Raw genomic sequence first — 20,949 nt, forward strand, 5'->3', positions numbered from 1 at the left:
GTTTACGGACAAACCTTTTTACTTTTGTATCCTGTCAGAAGACAGCTATCTTCAATACATTATAGACTTATGCGTAAATTCATTTTGCTTCTTTCCTTTTTCATCGCCGCAATCATAGGCTGTAAGGCGCAGCCAACAGACAGTCGGGATGATACCGCTGTTCATTTTACAGCCGATATCCAGCGGATCAGTGATACAATTGCCGTATTAAGCATAAAGGCAACAATTGCTTCGGGCAATATGCTGATGAGTACCCGGAAATTTTCTGAGGAAGATGCCTTTATTTCGACGCTGGAATTAGACAGCTCGCTGAAAGCCTACCAATTGCCTGCAGATACGGTTACTGAAAAGGGGAAAATACAATCTTTGGACGCGCCGGATCTGGGCGGCACCTTACATTACTATACGGATAGTGTCAGTTTTGAGTTACCGCTTCATATTAAATCTTCTGAAGAGGCAACGGTGCGGGGAGCGTTTACCTGGCTGGCTAAGAACGGGGATAACTTTCCCAGTGGCGAGTATAAGTTTGTCGTGCCTCTCAAAAAAGGCAGTGCGGCTCAAGCTGTCAGTAAGGGAAATGCCAGCAGTATCGCCGGGCCCGCAAACGATATTGATACAAACAATTCTCTGCTTAAAATCTTCTGGCTGGGCCTCATTGCCGGTTTGATTGCGGTATTTACGCCATGCGTATTCCCGCTGATCCCAGTGACTGTAAGCTTCTTTCTTAAACGTAGTCAAAGTAAGCGTGAAGGTATCCGCAACGCCGTTATCTATTCCATTTCCATTATTTTGATCTATACCGTTCCGACCTTTGTGCTGACCAAAATATTCGGAGATGATATCATGTATACGATAGCCACCAGCGCTATTGCGAATCTGCTGTTCTTTGTCATCTTTATCATATTTGCCATCTCTTTCTTCGGTGGCTTTGAACTGACGCTACCCAGTAGCTGGGCAACCAAGGCAGATCAGAAAGCCAGCGGCGGCGGATTGATCGGTATCTTCTTTATGGCCCTTACCTTAGTGATCGTGTCATTTTCCTGTACGGGTCCTTTTGTAGGCAGTCTTCTGGCCCAGGTCAGTTCAGCGAACTCGGCGCATGCGGGATCAGCAGCCGTATTTGGTATGTTAGGGTTGAGTGCAGGGCTCGCCATACCTTTCTCCCTGTTTGCTTTCTTCCCGTCTCTGCTCCATGTATTGCCGAAGAGTGGCGGCTGGCTCAATAGCGTAAAAGTCGTATTTGGCTTTATAGAACTGGCACTGGCCATGAAATTCCTTTCCATGGTAGATCAGATATACGGCTGGCACTTATTGGACAGAGAAATCTTTCTGGCGATCTGGATTGTACTGACCTTACTTGCGGGCTTTTACCTGTTAGGGAAGCTTAAATTCTCCCATGACAGTGACCTGAAATTTATCAGTATTCCGCGCTTGTTTTTTGCAATTATTTTTTTGACGTTCGGTGTGTATCTGATTCCCGGTATGTGGGGCGCACCGCTTAAGTCTATGAGCGGGCTTTTACCGCCTGTTACGACGCAGGATTTTGACCTGAATGCGCTACAATATAAACTGGATGGAATTGCCAGCTCTTCTGGTGGTGGTAGCAATACCGCCGATTTTGCCGCAAAGGCAGATCCTCCCAAGCTCTATATAGACAAATTACATGTCCCTTATGGATTAACAGCGTATTACGATCTGGACGAAGGTTTAAAAGCCGCCAAAGCCTTAAATAAACCTGTTATGCTGGACTTTACGGGCCATTCCTGTACTAATTGCCGGAAAATGGAACAGGAGGTATGGGGTGATCCGGAGGTGCTTAAAAGAATTAAAAATGACTTTGTATTGGTGAGTTTATATGTAGATGAGAATTCTACACTTCCTGTGGAGCAGCAGTATACCGCTAAAAACGGTAAATATATATCCACTGTCGGCGACAAGAACAAAGATTATGAGATCTCAACCTTTGGCGTATTGGTTCAACCGCTCTATATGTTCCTGGATGTAAATGGCCAGCCACTAAGCATGGAACATTATGGCTATGATTCCGATATTGACAAGTTTGTTAAACATCTCGACGATATGAAAGCTGCCTTTGAAGCGAGAAAGCAATAATCCAACGTCACGGCAGATATAGTCTTCTTAAAAAGAAACTAGAAAGCCAAAGGCCGGATGTATTCGATACATCCGGCCTTTGGCTTTTCGTTCAGTATTGGTACCAGACTAATTTTCAAAAGAGCTATAGTAGTATGGCGTCTTTGCTTCGAATTCGGCACTGCAGGTATCTACCATTTTGTAAACACGGGTAATACCCGCCGCCTTACGCTTTTCATACACTTGATCTTCCGTACAATCACCATGAACAATCTTGGCGATCTGTGCGTCTCCAAAACCATGTTTCTTGGCATCTTTCAACAGATCCAGCGGTAAGTTATCAATGGAATATTTAGCAACCTCTTTTTCAATGTTACACAGTAATTGAATCTGATAAATGAACCAACGGTCGATCTGTGTAGCCTGTACAATGGTTTTTACTGTAACGCCCAGCATTAAGGCATCTTTAATTCTGAAAATGCGGTCCCATTTTGGCACCTTAATATATTCTACCAGTTCTTCAGCCTTCATCTGGTTTTTACCATAGTAGCCCAAACCGAGTGCATCATTTTCGAGGCTCTGGCAGGCCTTTTGAATCGCCTCAGTAAAGCTCCGGCCGATGGCCATTACCTCACCTACGCTTTTCATCTGCAGCCCCAACGTATCGTCAGCACCTTTGAACTTATCAAAGTTCCAGCGGGGAATTTTTACGATCACGTAGTCCAGTGCCGGTTCAAAATAAGCGGAAGTAGTCTTGGTGATCTGATTTTTCAATTCATCCAGAGTATAACCCAGTGCCAGTTTAGCTGCAATTTTAGCGATTGGATAGCCGGTTGCTTTTGATGCCAGTGCAGAAGAGCGGCTTACACGCGGATTAATCTCAATGGCAATGATCTCTTCTGTTTCCGGGTTAAGGGAGAACTGGATATTACATCCGCCTGCGAAGTTGCCTAAATCGCGCATGATTCTGATAGCGGTGTTTCGCATCAGTTGGAAGGCCGTATCACTCAGTGTCATGGCCGGAGCTACAGTCACACTATCTCCGGTATGGATACCCATCGGGTCGAAGTTTTCTACGGTACAGATAATAGCTACATTATCTGCGCTGTCACGCAGCAGTTCCAGTTCAAACTCTTTCCACCCTAACACGGCTTTCTCCACCAATACTTCATGGATCGGAGAGGCTTCCAGCCCACGGTTCAGGGCTTCATCCAGGTCATCTTTTGTATGGACAAATCCGCCACCGGTGCCTCCCAGTGTAAAAGAAGGACGAATCACCAATGGAAAGCCGATTTCCTGTGCAAACTCTTTTCCTTCCAGGAAGCTGTTGGCCGTTTTCGCCGGTGCCACCTGAATGCCCATTTCAATCATCCATTTACGGAAAAGCTCTCTGTCTTCCGCCTTATCAATGGCATTGATATCAACACCGATAAGTCTGACCCCATATTTTTCCCAGATACCCAGGTCGGCAACTTCCTTACAGAGATTGAGTGCTGTCTGCCCACCCATGGTCGGTAATACCGCATCAATGTCATTTTCCTGGAGGATCTTTTCGACACTTTCTACTTCCAGCGGCAACAGATATACCTTATCAGCCATCATGGGGTCAGTCATAATGGTCGCCGGATTACTGTTGATCAGCGTCACTTTAATTCCTTCTTCACTGATACTGCGCGCAGCCTGGCTGCCGGAATAATCGAACTCACAGGCCTGACCGATAACAATAGGTCCAGAACCAATAATGAGCACCGATTTGATTGAATTGTCTTTTGGCATCTTTTTAAAAATATAAATTGCGCAAAACTACAAGATTATGGCCAAACTAAAAAGACAATTTACAGATTATGCACCTACCCGACCTATAAAAAGTTGGTGCTTAGCTGAATGTCATCGAAAATTAAAACGAATTAGAGCATCAAGCTGGTAATCAGATAATCCAGCGTAAGAATAATCACACAGTTAAGTGTCACGGAACGTGTAGAAGTACGGCTCAGCTCGACCGTGCCGCCTCTAAAATAATATCCCAAATAAAAGGCAACACTTGAGATAACAAAAGCATAAGTGAAAGTCTTAACCCCTGCCACTGCGACTTCATAGGGATTAAATTCAGTGGTTAATCCTGTCAGGTAATAAGCAGTTGGAATATTAGCAGAAAAGAGTGCGACCAGATATCCCCCAAACATGCTTAGAGTCAATGAGAAGATAATCAGACAGGGGATCGTTAGCATAGCCGCCAGTATTCTGGGGAAAAGCATATAATTAAGCGTTTGCACCCCCATAATTTCCATGGCATCCAGTTGTTCATATAGCCGCATGTACCCGACCTCAGAAGTGATCTTAAACCCCACCACACCGGCCAGTATACAACAGATCCCGGTCGGCGCAATCTCCAGCATCATCGAATCACGTACAACCGTAGCAATTACCGAACGCGGAACAATGGGATTAGTCAACATATACGCTACCTGAAGGGTCATTACCATCCCCAAAAAGATAGAAATAATACAAATCACTGGTAAAGCCTCTAGTCCGATAAACTTGCATTGATCAAAAAATTGTTTCCTGAACATCCGGAAATTGTCGGGAACAGTGAACATGTTTTTCAACATAACCATGTACCGGCCCAATTCGGTTAGTATTTCGGCAATTTTTTTCAGGATGCTTGCTTTTTAAGTAGCTAAACTATTGTATTTCAATGATTATTCCAAATCCCCGCAGATTTTAAATTCCGTTCCCTCCAGGTGATCATCCAGGCGGAGCTGGCAGGCCAGTCGGCTGGTATCATCTGCATCCGGCAGGGTGTCCAGCATGTCCATTTCCGCATCGTTTTTCTCCGGCAGTTGGTCCTGACCTTTGCTAAACTTAACATGGCAGGTGGCGCAAAGCGCCATACCGCCACAGGTAGCCATAATATTATATTCAAAGGCCTTCAACGTCTCCATAAGACTGAGCCCCATATCATCGGGCGCTTCCAGCTCCTGTTTTGAACCATCGCGGTCTTCTACTGTAAATTTTACCATACTCATAGTGCTGCAAAGATAATTGCTTCACTGAATATCTGAACAAGGCCCACCGGTTTAACGCAATAAATCTTCTATTGTATTATGGACCCAAAGAGAGGCGGGTTATTAACAGTGAAAGCTCTTCCCTGATCTGGAAGAGCTTTCACTGTTAATATTATTATTTGTTTATCAGTTTTTTAAAATTCATGTACGCCATTGACTGTGGTATACTTAAAACTCAGGTGTTTATCGGGGAACACATGCTTGAAAGCACTCTGCATCATAATCGCGCCTTCGTGGAAGCCACACAGGATTAGCTTTAATTTGCCAGGATAGGTATTGATATCTCCGATGGCATAGATACCTAATACATTTGTGGAATAATCTGTCGTGTCAACTTTAATCTGCGCCTTCTCAATTTCCAGTTCCCAATCCGCAATGGGTCCCAGTTTAGGGCTCAGACCAAATAAAGGAATCAGGTAATCAGCCTTAATGGTTTGTTCATTTTTATCAGCATCTTCATAGAAGACTGCCTTTAATGATCCGTTACCATCAATTTTCTTGAGATTAGCCTTTAAAATCAAATCGATCTTACCTTCCTTAGCCAAGTTAAACACCTTCTCTGCTGAATCGGGCGCGCCACGGAAAGTCTCCCCGCGATGCACCAGGGTCACTCTTTTAGAGATATTCGATAAGTAGATCGTCCAGTCAAGTGCGGAGTCTCCGCCACCTGCCAGGACAATTTCTTTATCCCTGAATAACTCAGGATTTTTCACCATATAGGCAACGCCTTTGCCGTGCTCAAATTCTTCCAGACGCTCAATCGCCGGTTTGCGTGGTTCAAAGCAGCCCAAACCACCAGCAATAACAATCACCTTACAAGCTATAGTCGTCCCTTCATTGGTTCCTACAATAAAGGACTGATCTTCTTGTCGTTCAATAGTTTCAACACGTTCCCCCAAGGTCATGGTCGGATGAAAAGGGGCAATCTGTTCCATCAGATTATCCACCAATTCCTGTGCGTTGACTGAAGGAAATCCTGGAATATCATATATAGGTTTATGGGGATAGATTTCTGATAATTGGCCTCCAACCTGCGGAAGCGCATCAACTAAATGACAGCGCATTTTCAGAAGTCCGGCTTCAAAAACGGAGAAAAGTCCGACCGGGCCAGCGCCAACTATACATATATCAGTGGTTATCATATCTTAAAATTAAGAACTCTATTGAAATTTGGTGCAAAATTAATCCATCTGCCTAAGTAATAAAAGGTTTTGAGGAAACATTTTGATTATTGACACTATAATGACAAAAAACGCTCCACATTGTCATATATGTTATGCCGGTTCTGTCATTATTGCGGTTTTAGCACTTCGGCAAATAATTTGAACTGGCTTAGGCTAATCGTCAAGAAAATAGTGAAATCATGAGTATAAATGGTAAAAAGCATCATGAAAATGATGATCAATTTCAGAATGATCAGGAACATACCACTGATAATCAATCAACTGAAGAAAATAATGCCAACACTGAAGCCGTTACAGACGGGACAGCACAACAAACACAGGCTGCAGGTGAGGCGGAGCAATTAGCCGACGCTTTGGCAGAACAAAAAGACAAATATATCCGCCTGATGGCGGAGTTTGAAAATTATAAAAGAAGAACAGCCAAGGAACGTATTGAATTGATACAGACTGCCGGTAAAGACATTATTGTCAGCCTGTTAGATGTGCTGGATGATTGCGACCGCGCCGAAAAACAAATGGGCCAGGATACAGATATCAACCATGTAAAAGAAGGCAGTCTGCTTGTTTTTAACAAATTCAGAAAAACGCTGGAAGCCAAGGGCGTTAAATCCATGGACAGCCAGGGAAAAGAATTTGATGTGGAGACCCAGGAAGCCATTGCCGAAGTGCCAGGGACACCTGAGCAAAGCGGCAAAGTCATCGATGTTATTCAAAAAGGCTATTTATTAAATGATAAACTGATTCGTTTCGCGAAAGTGGTGGTTGGGAAATAACCCCGCTGATACAGAGCTGAACCGGTAATTTTTATTGCCCAAACACACTGAACAGGTAAAAGATGAAAAGAGATTATTATGAGATTCTGAGTGTCACCAAGACGGCCAGCGGTGATGAAATCAAAAAGGCCTATCGCAAGGTAGCCATGCAGTTTCATCCCGACCGTAACCCTGGTGACAAAGAAGCGGAGGAGAAGTTTAAAGAAGCAGCCGAAGCTTATGAAGTGCTGAGCGATGCCGATAAAAGAGCCAAGTATGACCGTTACGGGCATCAAGCCTTTGGCCCCGGCATGAATGGCGGTAATCCGTTTGGCGGCGGCGGCATGGATATGAATGATATCTTCAGCCAATTCGGGGATATCTTCGGAGGCGGTGGTTTTTCTGATTTCTTTGGCGGTGGCGGCTCAAGAAGCAGTCAGGGGCGCGGTTCCAAGGGTAGCAACCTCCGAGTAAAGATTCGCCTCAATTATGAGGAGATGGCTGCCGGTGTCACCAAAAATATTAAAATCAAAAAATATGTTACCTGTTCCCATTGCCATGGCAATGGTGCAAAGGACAGTAGCAGTATTGAAACCTGTAAGACCTGTCACGGCAGTGGCCAGGTAAGAAAAGTTCAGTCTACTTTCCTGGGCCAGATGCAGACGGTGGTAGTTTGTCCGACTTGTCAGGGCCAGGGTTCTACGATCACTGCGAAGTGCGGCCATTGTAAAGGTGATGGCAGGGTATACGATGAAGAAACAGTCGCTATCAATATTCCGGCTGGTGTTTACGAAGGCCTTCAGCTCAGCATGAGTGGCAAAGGCAATGCCGGCCTTAGAGGTGGCCCGGCAGGAGACCTGTTGATTGCGATTGAAGAAGAAGCCCATAAAGAGCTCCACCGGGACGGGATCAATGTTGGCTATGATTTATTTATTTCCTTCCCCGAAGCCGTATTTGGCGCGCAGGTGGAAGTACCGACAATTGGCGGCCGCGCGAAAATCAAGATTCCTGCCGGCACACAAAGCGGCAAAATATTCCGCCTCAAAGGCAAGGGGTTCCCGGATATCAATGGATATAACAAGGGGGATCAATTGATTAATGTCAATGTATGGACACCACAGACTTTATCCGGTGAAGAAAAGGCAGCACTTGAAGCGATAAAAGACTCAGAGAACTTTAAGCCCCAGCCCAATAAAAATGAGAAAAGTTTCTTTGATAAGATCAAAGAAGTCTTCTCTTGATTTTAAACTGACCAACATACCTCCTCTGTGGAAAGGCTTGTTTACGTATATTACATCAAAAGGGTTATAGCACCGGTGCTATAACCCTTTTGATGTAATATAACTTTTTTTTATTCTTATTGCCTATGCCACTTGTGAAGCCTTGATATCTTCTTCACTGGCCAGATCCAGTTCAATTTTAAGATTGTCAATAATGAATTCCTGTCGCTGGGGGGTATTCTTACCCATGAAATAATCCAGCAGGCTGAATATATGCGCCCCCTGATCCAATAGCACAGGCTGTACACGCATATCCTCACCAATGAAACGGCCGAATTCCTCAGGAGATATCTCACCAAGGCCTTTGAACCTGGTAATTTCCGGCTTATTCCCTAATTTCTTGATGGCAGCCTGCTTTTCCGTTTCGTCATAACAATAAATGGTCTCCTTTTTATTACGGACCCTGAACAGCGGTGTCTCCAGGATGTAGACGTGCTTTTGTTTGACCAGATCAGGAAAGAACTGCAGAAAAAACGTCATCAGGAGCAACCGGATATGCATCCCATCCACATCTGCATCTGTCGCGATAACGATATTCTTATAACGAAGACCATCCAGCCCGTCTTCAATATTAAGCGCGTGCTGTAATAAGTTGAACTCCTCATTTTCATAAACGACTTTCTTGGATAGTCCGAAGCAATTCAATGGTTTACCGCGCAGGCTGAAGACCGCCTGTGTATCCACATTCCGGCTTTTGGTTATGCTTCCGCTCGCACTGTCTCCCTCGGTAATAAAAATGGTGGTTTGCTGTTGTTTTTCCAGCACATCCTCTTTATTCTTTCCACTGGGCTCTTCATTATAATGGATCTTGCAATCCCTAAGCTTTTTGTTGTGCAGATTGGCCTTTTTAGCCCGCTCATTGGCCAGCTTTTTGATACCGGAAAGCTCCTTGCGTTCCCTTTCGCTTTGTTCAATCCTTTTTTTCAGGATATCGGCCACCGTTGGATTCTTATGCAGGTAGTTATCCAGTTCTCTGGACATGAACTCCAGCACGAAACTCTTCATACTCTGGCCTCCTTCGACGACATACTGAGATCCCAGCTTCGTCTTGGTCTGGCTTTCAAACACGGGTTCCTGTACCCGCACGGCCAGCGCGGCAACGATACTCTGCCGGATATCGGAAGCATCATAATCTTTTTTATAGAAATCGCGAACGGTCTTGACAAATGCTTCTCTGAATGCCTGCTGATGCGTACCGCCCTGAGTGGTATACTGGCCATTGACGAAGGAGTAGAGATCTTCTCCGTAGTCATTCCCATGAGAAAAAGCGACTTCAATGTCGTAACCTTTCAGAGAGACGATCGGATAGCGAAGTTCATCCTCATTCGCTTTTCTTTTGAGCAAGTCTACCAAGCCGTTTTTGCTGACATATTTCTTCCCGTTAAAATAAATGGTCAGTCCGGCATTCAGGTAGCAATAATTCCAGAGCAGATCATCCAGATAATCCGGCTTAAAATGAAAGTTCTTAAAAACAGTCTCATCCGGAACAAAATGGACAAAAGTACCGTTTGGCTCACTGGTCTTGGTTTCCTTGGACTCATTCAGCAGTACCCCTTTTTCGAAGTCCGCACTGCGCATTTTGCCTTCCCGGTAACTTTCAATCTTAAAATAATTGCTTAATGCATTAACCGCCTTGATACCCACCCCATTCAGACCGACACTTTTCTGGAAAGCCTTACTGTCATATTTCGCCCCGGTGTTAATCTTGCTGGCCACGTCGACCAGTTTGCCCAACGGCACACCTCTGCCATAATCTCTGGCAGATACGCTTCTATCTTCAATAGTGATTTCAATCTTGGTACCGAAGCCCATCATATGCTCATCGATACAGTTATCCAGTACTTCTTTTACCAGTACATAGATACCGTCATCAGGAGCGTTGCCGTCTCCCAATTTGCCGATATACATACCTGGCCTCAAACGGATATGCTCCCGCCAGTCGAGACTCCGGATACTTCCTTCGTCATAATTTGATGCTGTCATATTCCTAACTTATTTAGTCCAAATTTCGTCAAATATAATCAATTTCTGCGCAAATACTATAAATATCTGCCTGTATACACATTGCCGGTCAAATGTAAGGGATTCAGGTAAACAAATAATCGCAGGTGAACAAATTGAAGATAATCTACTGCAATCGGTCAAAAATTTCCTTGGAAAAAACTAATCTCTTGTTGTATTTTTGCGCTCGAATTTAAACAAGCCTCCTTAGCTCAGTTGGCAGAGCAACTGTTTCGTGAACTACCTGACAACTATTGAGTTATCCGGCTTCGGGTTTCATCGGCTCATCTGCCTTGTGGCAGTTTTGTATGAGCCTCCGCCCGTGTTATTCGGAGAGTCCCGCCCCGATTATTCTATTCCCTTCCATAAGGATATTGATAGCCGCGTTGATATCCCTGTCCAGTTTATGTCCATTCTTACAAGTCCATTGTCTTTCAGATAGCTTCATCCCTTGGTTAATATCTCCGCAGACATGACAGGTTTTACTGGAGGGAAAGAAGCGTCCGACCCTGACAATCTGCTTATTATTCCATTCGGCCTTCTGCTCAAGAAGCCTGAGGAGCATCCCCCAAGCAGCATCTGCAATACGCCTCGCCAGAGCATGATTTCTCAACAATCCGGCTACAATAAGATCTTCCACACAAATCACATCATACGATTTGATTATCAACGTTGAAAGTTTGTGTGAAAAGTCCCGTCTTGAGTTCGCGATTTTTTTATGTATTGCCACTACCTTCAACCTTTGCCTTTCCCAACTCATAGAGCCGCATTGCTTTCGAGAAAGATGTCTTTGGGCATGGGCAAGTTCCCTCGCATATTTTTCTGTCGGGCTATTATTTTCAAATTTTTCACCTGTCGAAGCGATAACAAGGTTTTTTATTCCCATGTCCAGGCCAACTTTTTTACCGGTAGATTTTAAAGGTTCATGCCCCTTTTCACAAACAATAGATACAAAAAAATCTCCCGTTGTTGTTCTTGTAACAATACAACGCTTTATTTCACCTTTAATATCGCGGTGTTTTATCAGCCTGATCCCTTCTTTGAATTTAGGGATAAACAATAGATTTCCATCTACATAAACGCGTTGGGGAACGATAAAGCTATTTTTCTTCTTTCTGGATTTATGCCGCGGTGCGCCGGCACGCCCTTCTTCATGATTCTCATCAGCGATCCTTAAAACGCGTAAGGCCGCATGGAGTGATTGACTATTGACCTCATTGAAAAAATAAAAAGCATCTTCTTTTTTTAATAGCGTCAATTCCCGGCATTGAGCATAAAAACCGTCACAAATGTCCGTTTGAAGCCGTTGCTCTTTCATCCGGTCTAAAAACATATTATAAACAAGACGCACACAGCCCAAGTGCCTGTTCAGCAGGGCAATGTCCTGTTTTGAAGGATTCAATTTAAACTTGTATGTAATAATAATTTTTTTCATCTGTCCAAAAGCGTTGGCTTATAGCATTTTTTAGCCTATCATAATAAAATAGCAATACAAAACAAATATAAGTATATAATTTAGTATTCAATACTAAATAAATAATCCAATCATCTATTTAACTTTTCAATAACCATCTTGGACTTGTATATGACGAAAGAAAAACTCAATAATGAAAGCCAAATTGCACACGCGCATTGATCCTGAAAATAGCACTACCTTAGGAAGGATCTGGAGATCTATTATAGCACCATGAAAAATTTACTTGGAAATAACTAATCTCTTGTTGTATTTTTGCGCTCGAATTTAAACAAGCCTCCTTAGCTCAGTTGGTAGAGCGCTTCATTCGTAATGAATAGGTCGTAGGTTCAAGTCCTATAGGAGGCTCTGGCTATATAAAAAAACTCCCGGTAAGACTTATGCTTATCGGGAGTTTTAATGTAAGAAAATCTATCTCAGTGTGCGTTTTTTCAAGCTTTGCCGGATTGCACGCAACACTATTTATGCCTCGCATTTCTTTATAATCCAAAACGCCAGCCAGCCTTAAAGGCCACCCAGCCGTTCCCCCCGCTGGGGTCCCCGCTTTTCTTGCCGATCAGTTCATAATCGATCTGCGCTTCAATAGGGCCCAGCTTTCCGCCCACACCAAAAGAACCTGTGAATCTGGATCCGCTGGTCAGGTCATTTTTCACCTTGGCGCTTCCGACATCTGCATGTAAAAACAACAGATTCAGGGGCAAAAAGTTCTGGCGAAGCCCAAACCGGACCGGTACATAAGACATTCTGCCGGGCCTTGGGCTGGCAGATTTATCCTGGCCAAAAGAACTGTAACCTATCGTTCCGGTCGCGTAAGTCTTATTAAATAATTTGATACCCCCGCCAAGTTCACCACCGATACCATACTTATAGCTTTGCATAATACCGTTGTTACCCGGATTCTCATAGGCCAGATGCCCAAAGAGAAAAAAGAGTTTCTGTGCCCTGGCTGTCTGCACGCTTAAGCCAACTGACATTACGAGTGCCAATACAGCGCCAAACAAGGCTTTCTTGGAAAAGGAAAAGGATTGTCGCATAATTTTTATTTTTAGAAGCGTGTTTAAATTTGATAAGGGATTGTAACATTAGTTGTTACATATCCAAAGTTACATGATATTTTGTAGTGAAACGCCTATTTTTTAAGTTATTCTATTCAAATGCAAATATCCTGCCCTTATAGTAGCATCGATACTGCCCTGAAAAGAAAAACAGGAAAAGAAGACAGACCGTCAACTTTTCCTGTTTTAAAGCTTCTATAAATGATTTCTGTTACCTTTCGGATAGCAGCAACTATTTTTTCTTAGCTTCTTTATCCGCTGCTGCTTCTTCCTGACGCAACTGACGTGTCATAACGATTGAAGCGATAGGAATACGTTTGGAGTTCATGATTTCCAGATCAGGTTCATTTACGTCTTCCACACGGATGTTCTCGTTTAAGGCCAGGTTAGTAATATCCAGACTGATAAACTCTTTCAGATCTTTTGGATAACACTTAACCTTCAGAGATTTCAGTTTAGTCACCAGTTTACCACCGGCTTTAACACCTTCTGCGTTACCTTCCATTTTAACGGGGATGGTAGCGATCAGTTTCTTACCTTCCACCAGTTCCAGCAAGTCAATGTGGATTAGCTTGTCAGTAACTCTGTCAAATTGCAGGTCTTTGATGATGGTCGTATATTTTTTACCATCGATTTCTACTTCAGCTTTCTGAAACTCACTAGTGTAGACCAGGGCTTTGAAATCTTTAGCAGAAGCATGGAAATTAATTTCCTTTTCACCGCCATAAATTACACCTGGCACGTTCTCCTGAGAGCGAATTTGGCGGGTGGCACTTTTTCCGCTTTCGGTCCTCAGTTGTCCTTTGATTGTAATTGTTTTCATGTTTTATATTTAATGAATAAAAAACTATTTTTTGATAAGCTCCTAGGATCTCTGACCATGTGTCCGCTCTCTTTCTCTTAGCTGAGAGTGAAAGAACAGGCTCGAGATACTTTTATTCTCGTGTGCGTTTTTGATCGCAATAGCGAATAAATCTGCGACAGAGAGTACTTTGATCTTATCAGACTGCGCCTTTAATGGTATGGTATCGCAAACCACCAATTCATCCAAAACACTGTTTTCAATGGTTTGGTAGGCGTTGCCGCTCAATATCGGATGTGTACATAAAGCGCGAACACTTCTGGCGCCTTTTTCCATAAGCAGCCCTGCTGCTTTGGTCAAAGTTCCGGCTGTATCACAGATATCATCCACCAGGACAATATCTTTATCTACTACATCCCCTATTACCACCATACTGGCTATTTCATTGGCCCTTTTTCTGTGCTTGTCACAGATCACCATTTCTGCATTGAAATAGTTGGCCACTTCCCTGACTCTATTGGTACTACCCACATCAGGGGCCGCAAAGGTAAGGTTTTTTAGTTTCAATTGCTCAATATAAGGAATAAATATGGCGGAACTGTCCAAATGGTCCACCGGAATATCGAAAAACCCTTGAATCTGAGCAGCATGGAGATCCATGGTGATCACCCTGTCCGCACCGGCAGCCTCCAAAAGCGTCGCCACCAGCTTGGCACCGATCGCCACACGAGGACGATCCTTACGATCCTGGCGGGCAAAGCCATAATAAGGTATTACGGCCACAATTCTGCTGGCGCTGGCCCTTTTAGCCGCATCAATCATGAGTAACAGCTCCATCAGGTTATCAGTGGGAGCAAAAGTACTTTGCACCAGAAAAACATAGTCTCCACGGATGCTTTCCAGGAAAACCGGTTGAATTTCACCGTCGCTGAACTTTTGAACATTGATTTTACCAAGGGGAGCCCCGAAGCGTTGGGCGATTTTCTCTGCCAGCGCCTGAGAGCCGGTTCCAGAAAAAATCTTGACAGATGGATTCATAACTAAATAGTAATATTAGGTGCGAAAATATAAAACTTCACCAAAACGGCAATTTATTTTACCGGCTTCCCCGCCAGGATTAGCTGGTTTTTCCACATTTTAAGGTGCAAAACTTCATATCATTTTGCTTCGCCTCTACACCTTTTTCAGTTTTTACACCCAAGTCCCTTCATTCCATCATCAAACTTTATATTTGCCTGCCTGCGCCCGGATTAACTTTTTTAAACAGAAGCATCTCGATGAAACTTTCGCGCTACATAATACCGATGTCACCAACTGTATATAATACCTGTTGGGCAATTTCCTGTGATCGTCCTCATGCAATTTTCGCTATTCACTGCTGACAGGCCTGACTGAGCATTACTAAATACCGTCCTTTCTCAGTGCTGGCTGTGCTTTCCCTATTCATTTTCAGCCAACTGAACGGTAGATTATAGACGGCACACAACATATCATATCATTTCATCTTAATTATCAATCAGGTAATTAGCTCAATCAAAATTGTCAAAGCAAACCCCGACACTTCCTTGAAGCGCTAAAGTCCTGCAATAAAGTAAATTATGAACAACGTACCTATAAAAAACTGGGCAGAAGATGACCGGCCAAGGGAAAAGCTCATTGCCAAGGGAGCCGCGTCCCTCAGCAATGCAGAACTGCTGGCTATTTTGATCATTACCGGCAGTACCAAAGGTTCCGCCCTGGATATTGCCCAGGAATTGCTGGCCATTTGTGACAACAAGCTGAATTTGCTATCCCGGCTCTCCGTGCACGAAATACTGGAATACAAAATACCGGGCCTGGGCCAGGCCAAAGCCGTTGCTATCCTGGCGGCCTTATCGCTATCTGCGCGTAAAGAGCAGGAAGATAAATCCAGGCAGCAGATAACCTGCTCCAAGGATATGGCAGATTTCCTTATGCCTCATATGGCTCATTTACAACACGAAATCTTTATGGTCATCTATATGAATAGCGCTAATCATATCATCAAACATAAAATCATCAGTTCCGGCGGATTAACAGGTACTACCGTAGATGTACGGGTCATTCTGAAAATGGCTTTACAATATAATGCGGTTGCCTTTATCATCTCCCACAATCACCCCAGCGGTTCGCTCAATCCCAGTGAACAGGACCTGGCAATCACCAGGGCGATACACAGCGCCGCCAAGACAATGGATATTACCATGCTCGATCATATTATAATCTCTGATCATGGATTTTTCAGTTTTCTGGATAATGAATTCATGAAATAGATGTCCCAAAAAGACATTTTTTCAGTCTATACAATTCTTAATCAATACTAAATGTATAAATGCATTATATTTTTACTGATTATCAACCAATTATATTGTGAAAAATTTAATAGATCCCGATGACGGGAAAGTTCCCGGACGACAAAACCGACCGGATAAGTTTAGAATTTATCTTTAAAATTCGCTTTGTACGTTCAACTTTTGTTTATTATTGCAAAATTGTACCGTCATATTAGAGAAGATTTCGTATTAAAATAGTATATAATCTAAATAGAATAATGGCAAAAAACTTATTAATAGTAGAGTCGCCGGCCAAGGCCAAAACCATAGAAAAATTCCTGGGCAAGGACTTTGAAGTGGTGAGCAGCTATGGCCATATACGTGACCTTGCAAAAGGTGACAATGGTATTGATATTGAAGAAGGATTTAAACCAACTTATATAGTTCCCGATGAAAAATTAAAGGTTGTTAGTGCCCTCAAGCAGAAGGCGCAGAAGGCAGACGAAGTCTGGCTGGCATCGGATGAGGACCGGGAAGGAGAAAGTATCAGCTGGCATCTGGCTGAAGTACTGAAGCTGAATCCACATACCACTAAAAGGATCATCTTTCACGAAATCACCAAACCTGCTATTCAGCGGGCGATTCAAACACCCCGCACCATTGACCTGAATCTGGTCAATGCGCAGCAGGCCAGACGTGTACTGGACCGGTTAGTGGGTTTTGAACTCAGTCCGGTTCTATGGCGCAAGATCGGCATGACAGGCGGGCTCAGTGCGGGCAGGGTACAGAGTGTCGCGGTTCGCCTGATTGTGGAAAGAGAAAGAGAGATCAATGGATTTACGCCGGTCAGCAGCTTTAAGATAGATGGTTTTTTCCAGGCGGATGATCATAGTGGCAAAACCGTTAGCTTTAAAGCCGAAGGGCCTAATAAACTACCGGACAGCAATACAGCTGAGCAATTCTTAAATAGCTGCAAAGGGGCTACTTATAAGGTAGCAGATATACAGGTAAAACCTGCTAAGAGAACCCCTTCTGCCCCCTTTACGACCTCAACCCTGCAACAGGAAGCCAGTCGTAAGCTGGGCTTTGGCGTTAGTAAAACCATGCAGATCGCGCAACGACTGTATGAAAATGGACATATTACCTATATGCGTACTGACAGTATCAATTTAAGTGATACTGCCATGGGTGAGATCAGTCAGGAAATTAAAAATGCCTACGGCAATGAGTATTATCAACCCCGTAAGTTCAAAAATAAAAATGACAGTGCTCAGGAAGCTCATGAGGCGATTCGTCCGACCTATATCAGTCACCATACAGTAGAAGGCTACGATGAGAGAAGGTTATACGACCTCATCTGGAAACGCACCATCGCATCCCAGATGAGTGATGCTGCCTTTGAGAAAACTATCGCCAAGATTGATATATCGACAAATAAGGAGCAGTTAACAGCTTCCGGTGAAGTATTACAATTCGATGGTTTTTTAAAGGTTTACCTGGAAGGCAAAGATGAAGAGGAGGAAGAAGAACAGGAAGGCATGTTGCCGCCACTGGCTGTGGGTCAGCAGCTGACTTTCAAAGAAATGATCGCAACTGAGAAATTCACCCGTCCGGCCCCACGCTATACTGAAGCCTCTTTGGTGAAGAAACTGGAAGAGCTGGGCATTGGCAGACCGTCTACCTATGCGCCAACGATCACAACAATCATGAAGCGCAATTATGTAGAGAAAAGAGAAAAGGAAGGGACGGAAAGGATCATTCATATGATACGTCTGGATGACAAGCAACAGATCGCCAAAAAAGAGAAAAAAGAAATCACCGGTGCGGATAAAGGCAAGCTCGTACCTACAGATCTGGGTATGGTGGTAACCGACTTCTTGACCATGCATTTTAAAAATGTAATGGACTACAACTTTACTGCCCGCGTGGAAGCCGAGTTTGATGAAATAGCCGACGGTAAATTGGTCTGGAACAAAATGATCCATGCATTCTATGGCCCCTTCCACCTGAGCATTGAAGAGACCATGGAAAATGCTGGACGTGCCACCGGAGAAAGAGAACTGGGCATTGATCCTGCTTCAGGCAAGAAAGTCTATGCCCGCATGGGTAAATTTGGACCTATGGTACAGATCGGCGAACAGGAAGACGCTGAGGAGCGCCGCTTTGCCTCCCTTCGGAAAGATCAGAGTATTGAAACCATTACTTTCGAAGAAGCCATGGATCTGTTTAAGCTTCCAATCACGCTAGGTGAATATAAAGATGCTGAAGTATCCGCATCCGTGGGAAGATTTGGTCCTTATGTAAAATGGGGAGAGACCTATGTCTCTTTACCCAAAGGCAGTGACCCTTTGGAAACGACCATGGAGCAGGCCATTGAACTGATTGAAGAAAAGATCAAAGCAGATGCACCTATCGCCTTTTATCAGGACAAGCCAGTGACCAAGGGCAAAGGCCGTTTTGGTCCCTTTATTAAATGGGAAGATTATTTTATCAACGTGCCCAAAGCCTATGATTTTGACAACCTGAGCCAGTCCGACATTGACGAGCTGGTGGCCAAAAAAATAGAGAAGGAAGCCAATCGGTATATTCATAACTGGCCGGCAGAGAAAATCGCCATTGAGAATGGACGCTGGGGGCCTTTTATCCGCTTTGGCAAGGCTTCTATCAAACTGGGGAAGCGGCCCGACGGCGAAAGGTTTACGGCAGAAGACTTAAAGGATGTCACCCTGGAAGACGTCAAAAAAATGATCGAGAAAGAAGTACCGGGCGCGTTTACCAAGAAAGCCAAGAAGGCAGCACCTAAAAAGGCCGCCAAAAAAGCAGCTCCTAAAAAAACAGCTAAGAAGGCGGCTCCTAAGAAAGCGGCGGCCAAAAAGGCAGCCAGGAAATAAACAGCCTGGTCAAAGGGGCAAATGTACAATAACCATGGTCGGCTTTTTAAGGAGTCGACCATGGTTTTTATTAAGGTGGCAATACCTACCGTACTGTACAACTAAAGTATTTCTGGTCCCTGAAAAAAGTAAAATACATAATGGAAAGGATCATCAGCCCACCGGCACCTCCTACGACATATTTAATCAGCCATCCGGTATCCTCAAACTGAAAAAATAAAAAGCAGCACAGAAGACAGAGCAAATAATACCAGTCTGGAATAAACGGCCGTATGATCAGCTTAGTAGATTGTGCATTAATATGGATTGTATTGGTAGCATACCAACCTTCCAGGCGCATTTTCACTTCGCTCGTCCCTTCCGGAAGGGTTATTTGCTGTGCTTTGAGGCCGGCGAGCATATAGACATGTCCCCCGATTTCGATCTTCATTTTCGCTATGGGTAATATCCCCTTGCGTATCAGCTGTATTTGAGCCATCGCTTGATTTACATTTTTGTATCGCTAAAATTAAAGGATTTGCAACCAAAACCAACACAAATTAGTATTTGGTGTATTATCTTTGCATTTACTAAAAGGAAATGGTGTCTTCCTACTCAACCGCCTGTCTTTGCACACAGGCTGATGGCGCCTACAAATAAAAACGCATAAAGCGTACATTGGCCTGACAGGCCTCATATTTATTATTTGTAGGAAAGCATGAAAAAAATCATTACATCTTTCGAACATATTTCGATTCTCAGGCATCTTTTAAAATGGACGTTGATCACGATCCCAGTGTCCTTATTTGCCGGTTCAACTGTCGCCCTGTTTTTATGGATGCTTGAGCAGGTGACTGTTATAAGATGGCAACATCCCTGGCTATTATTTTTATTACCCTTGTCAGGTATCCTTATCTATTTGTCGTATTACTACTCCGGAAAAAACGCAGAAGCGGGCAATAATCTTATTGTGGATGAGATCCATAAGCCTGGTGGCGGTGTACCGTTCAGAATGGCACCTCTCGTATTACTCACCACCGTCGCCACCCACCTGTTTGGGGGGTCGGCAGGCCGGGAAGGAACGGCTGTGCAGATTGGCGGAAGTATTTCCAGCCTGATCGGTAAAAAACTACAACTAGACAAGGCGGATACCAAGATCCTGCTCATGACAGGTGTAGCGGCCGGCTTTGGCGCCGTGTTTGGCACACCGCTGACAGGTGCCATTTTTGCCTTAGAAGTAATTACAGTCGGGAAGATCAATCATAAGGCCCTGCTCCCCTGTTTCATGGCCAGTATACTGGCTGACATCGTCTGTAAGGAATGGGGAATACATCATACACAGTATGCCATCGCTTTTAAAAATATGCTTACCGGTGCAGACGGCATGTTCCATATGAATTGGCGATTACTGGCCAGTGTTATATTAGGGGGTGTATTGTTCGGACTTGCCAGCTATTTGTTTTCCGAGCTGTCCCATACCATTAAAAATTACAGTCAGCGATGGATTTCCAAAAAATGGCTGATCCCATTTATTGGGGGCGTTGTTATCATCGGGCTGACATACCTGTTGGGGACTGACAGCTATTTAGGCCTGGGTGTGGATAATCCCGACCCCAGGGCCGTCAGTATCTTATCCTGCTTTAAAGAAGGAGGTGCCTCTTATCTAAGCTGGTTCTGGAAACTGCTTTTTACAGCCATTACGCTTAGCATGGGTTTCAAAGGCGGTGAGGTAACACCCTTATTTTTCATCGGCGCAGCATTGGGCAATGCCATTGGTATGCTGACAGGAGCACCGGTAGACCTGATGGCAGGCCTGGGCTTTATTGCCGTGTTTGCGGGGGCCACCAACACGCCTATTGCCTGTACTTTAATGGGAGTAGAACTATTCGGCAGTGAGAACCTGATCTATTTTGCTATTGCCTGCTTCACCGCCTATTATTTCAGTGGCCATACTGGCATTTATTCTGCACAAAGACTGGGCTATTCAAAGCTCAATGCAGAACCTGCAACAGACAATGAATTAACTTTACAGAAGATCAGAAAGGCAAAACTGGAGAGAAAAAACAAAAGCGCTAACAGATAAG

The 20,949-nt window shown here is 44.0% G+C and carries 16 protein-coding genes, 1 tRNA gene and 1 riboswitch; of the genes, 7 read left to right on the top strand and 10 right to left on the bottom strand.

The window, feature by feature from the left end; translation table 11 throughout:
• The first annotated feature begins 69 nt into the window (after window positions 1-69).
• Window positions 70-2,112: a protein-disulfide reductase DsbD family protein gene (locus tag K9M52_RS05620; RefSeq protein ID WP_224071081.1), complete on the top strand. Its 2,043-nt coding sequence runs from the start codon at window positions 70-72 to the stop codon at window positions 2,110-2,112.
• A 108-nt stretch (window positions 2,113-2,220) separates the two neighbouring features.
• Here K9M52_RS05620 and carB read toward each other — a convergent pair whose 3' ends face one another.
• From carB to K9M52_RS05640, 4 genes are all read right to left on the bottom strand, one after another.
• Complete coding sequence (carB, locus tag K9M52_RS05625; RefSeq protein ID WP_224071082.1) at window positions 2,221-3,867, bottom strand: carbamoyl-phosphate synthase large subunit; 1,647 nt, start codon at window positions 3,865-3,867, stop codon at window positions 2,221-2,223.
• A 131-nt stretch (window positions 3,868-3,998) separates the two neighbouring features.
• Complete coding sequence (locus K9M52_RS05630; protein ID WP_317197282.1) at window positions 3,999-4,706, bottom strand: MlaE family ABC transporter permease; 708 nt, start codon at window positions 4,704-4,706, stop codon at window positions 3,999-4,001.
• 84 nt (window positions 4,707-4,790) lie between these two features.
• On the bottom strand, window positions 4,791-5,117 hold the full coding sequence (locus K9M52_RS05635; protein WP_224071084.1) for a 2Fe-2S iron-sulfur cluster-binding protein: 327 nt from the start codon (window positions 5,115-5,117) through the stop codon (window positions 4,791-4,793).
• Between the two features lie 173 nt (window positions 5,118-5,290).
• Window positions 5,291-6,298, bottom strand: coding sequence for an NAD(P)/FAD-dependent oxidoreductase (locus K9M52_RS05640; RefSeq protein WP_224071085.1), 1,008 nt, complete (start codon window positions 6,296-6,298; stop codon window positions 5,291-5,293).
• A gap of 221 nt (window positions 6,299-6,519) precedes the next feature.
• Between K9M52_RS05640 and K9M52_RS05645 the strand changes: the two genes are divergently transcribed.
• On the top strand, window positions 6,520-7,113 hold the full coding sequence (locus K9M52_RS05645) for a nucleotide exchange factor GrpE (protein WP_224071086.1): 594 nt from the start codon (window positions 6,520-6,522) through the stop codon (window positions 7,111-7,113).
• Between the two features lie 62 nt (window positions 7,114-7,175).
• Window positions 7,176-8,333: a molecular chaperone DnaJ gene (dnaJ, locus tag K9M52_RS05650; RefSeq protein ID WP_224071087.1), complete on the top strand. Its 1,158-nt coding sequence runs from the start codon at window positions 7,176-7,178 to the stop codon at window positions 8,331-8,333.
• 123 nt (window positions 8,334-8,456) lie between these two features.
• Here the strand turns inward: dnaJ and K9M52_RS05655 are convergent, their stop codons facing one another.
• Window positions 8,457-10,355, bottom strand: a complete 1,899-nt coding sequence (locus K9M52_RS05655; protein ID WP_224071088.1) for a DNA topoisomerase IV subunit B — start codon at window positions 10,353-10,355, stop codon at window positions 8,457-8,459.
• Window positions 10,356-10,698: 343 nt separating this feature from the next.
• Window positions 10,699-11,808, bottom strand: a complete 1,110-nt coding sequence (locus K9M52_RS05660) for an RNA-guided endonuclease InsQ/TnpB family protein (protein ID WP_224071089.1) — start codon at window positions 11,806-11,808, stop codon at window positions 10,699-10,701.
• 314 nt (window positions 11,809-12,122) lie between these two features.
• Between K9M52_RS05660 and K9M52_RS05665 the strand changes: the two genes are divergently transcribed.
• A tRNA-Thr gene (locus tag K9M52_RS05665) sits at window positions 12,123-12,195 on the top strand.
• Window positions 12,196-12,326: 131 nt separating this feature from the next.
• Here K9M52_RS05665 and K9M52_RS05670 read toward each other — a convergent pair.
• The 3 genes from K9M52_RS05670 to K9M52_RS05680 form a co-directional block, all read right to left on the bottom strand.
• Window positions 12,327-12,881: a hypothetical protein gene (locus tag K9M52_RS05670; protein ID WP_224071090.1), complete on the bottom strand. Its 555-nt coding sequence runs from the start codon at window positions 12,879-12,881 to the stop codon at window positions 12,327-12,329.
• A gap of 253 nt (window positions 12,882-13,134) precedes the next feature.
• Window positions 13,135-13,725 carry a 50S ribosomal protein L25 gene (locus K9M52_RS05675; RefSeq protein WP_224071091.1) on the bottom strand — a complete coding sequence of 197 codons (591 nt, stop codon included), beginning with the start codon at window positions 13,723-13,725 and terminating at the stop codon, window positions 13,135-13,137.
• Window positions 13,726-13,767: 42 nt separating this feature from the next.
• Entirely contained in the window at window positions 13,768-14,742 is a 975-nt protein-coding gene (locus tag K9M52_RS05680) for a ribose-phosphate pyrophosphokinase (protein WP_224071092.1), read from the bottom strand.
• A gap of 560 nt (window positions 14,743-15,302) precedes the next feature.
• On the opposite strand from K9M52_RS05680, the gene radC reads away from it, so the two are divergent.
• Both radC and topA read left to right on the top strand, forming a co-directional pair.
• On the top strand, window positions 15,303-15,995 hold the full coding sequence (gene radC / locus K9M52_RS05685) for a RadC family protein (RefSeq protein WP_224071093.1): 693 nt from the start codon (window positions 15,303-15,305) through the stop codon (window positions 15,993-15,995).
• Between the two features lie 278 nt (window positions 15,996-16,273).
• Window positions 16,274-18,886: a type I DNA topoisomerase gene (gene topA, locus K9M52_RS05690; RefSeq protein WP_224071094.1), complete on the top strand. Its 2,613-nt coding sequence runs from the start codon at window positions 16,274-16,276 to the stop codon at window positions 18,884-18,886.
• 85 nt (window positions 18,887-18,971) lie between these two features.
• Here the strand turns inward: topA and K9M52_RS05695 are convergent, their stop codons facing one another.
• Window positions 18,972-19,364: a hypothetical protein gene (locus tag K9M52_RS05695; RefSeq protein WP_224071095.1), complete on the bottom strand. Its 393-nt coding sequence runs from the start codon at window positions 19,362-19,364 to the stop codon at window positions 18,972-18,974.
• Between the two features lie 88 nt (window positions 19,365-19,452).
• Window positions 19,453-19,525, top strand: a riboswitch (Fluoride riboswitch).
• Window positions 19,526-19,583: 58 nt separating this feature from the next.
• Here K9M52_RS05695 and K9M52_RS05700 point away from each other — a divergent pair.
• A complete protein-coding gene (locus K9M52_RS05700) occupies window positions 19,584-20,948 on the top strand; it encodes a voltage-gated chloride channel family protein (RefSeq protein WP_224071096.1) in 1,365 nt (454 codons plus the stop codon).
• Window position 20,949 lies beyond the last annotated feature (1 nt).

It is taken from the genome of Arachidicoccus terrestris (assembly GCF_020042345.1).
Taxonomy (GTDB): Bacteria; Bacteroidota; Bacteroidia; order Chitinophagales; family Chitinophagaceae; genus Arachidicoccus; species Arachidicoccus terrestris.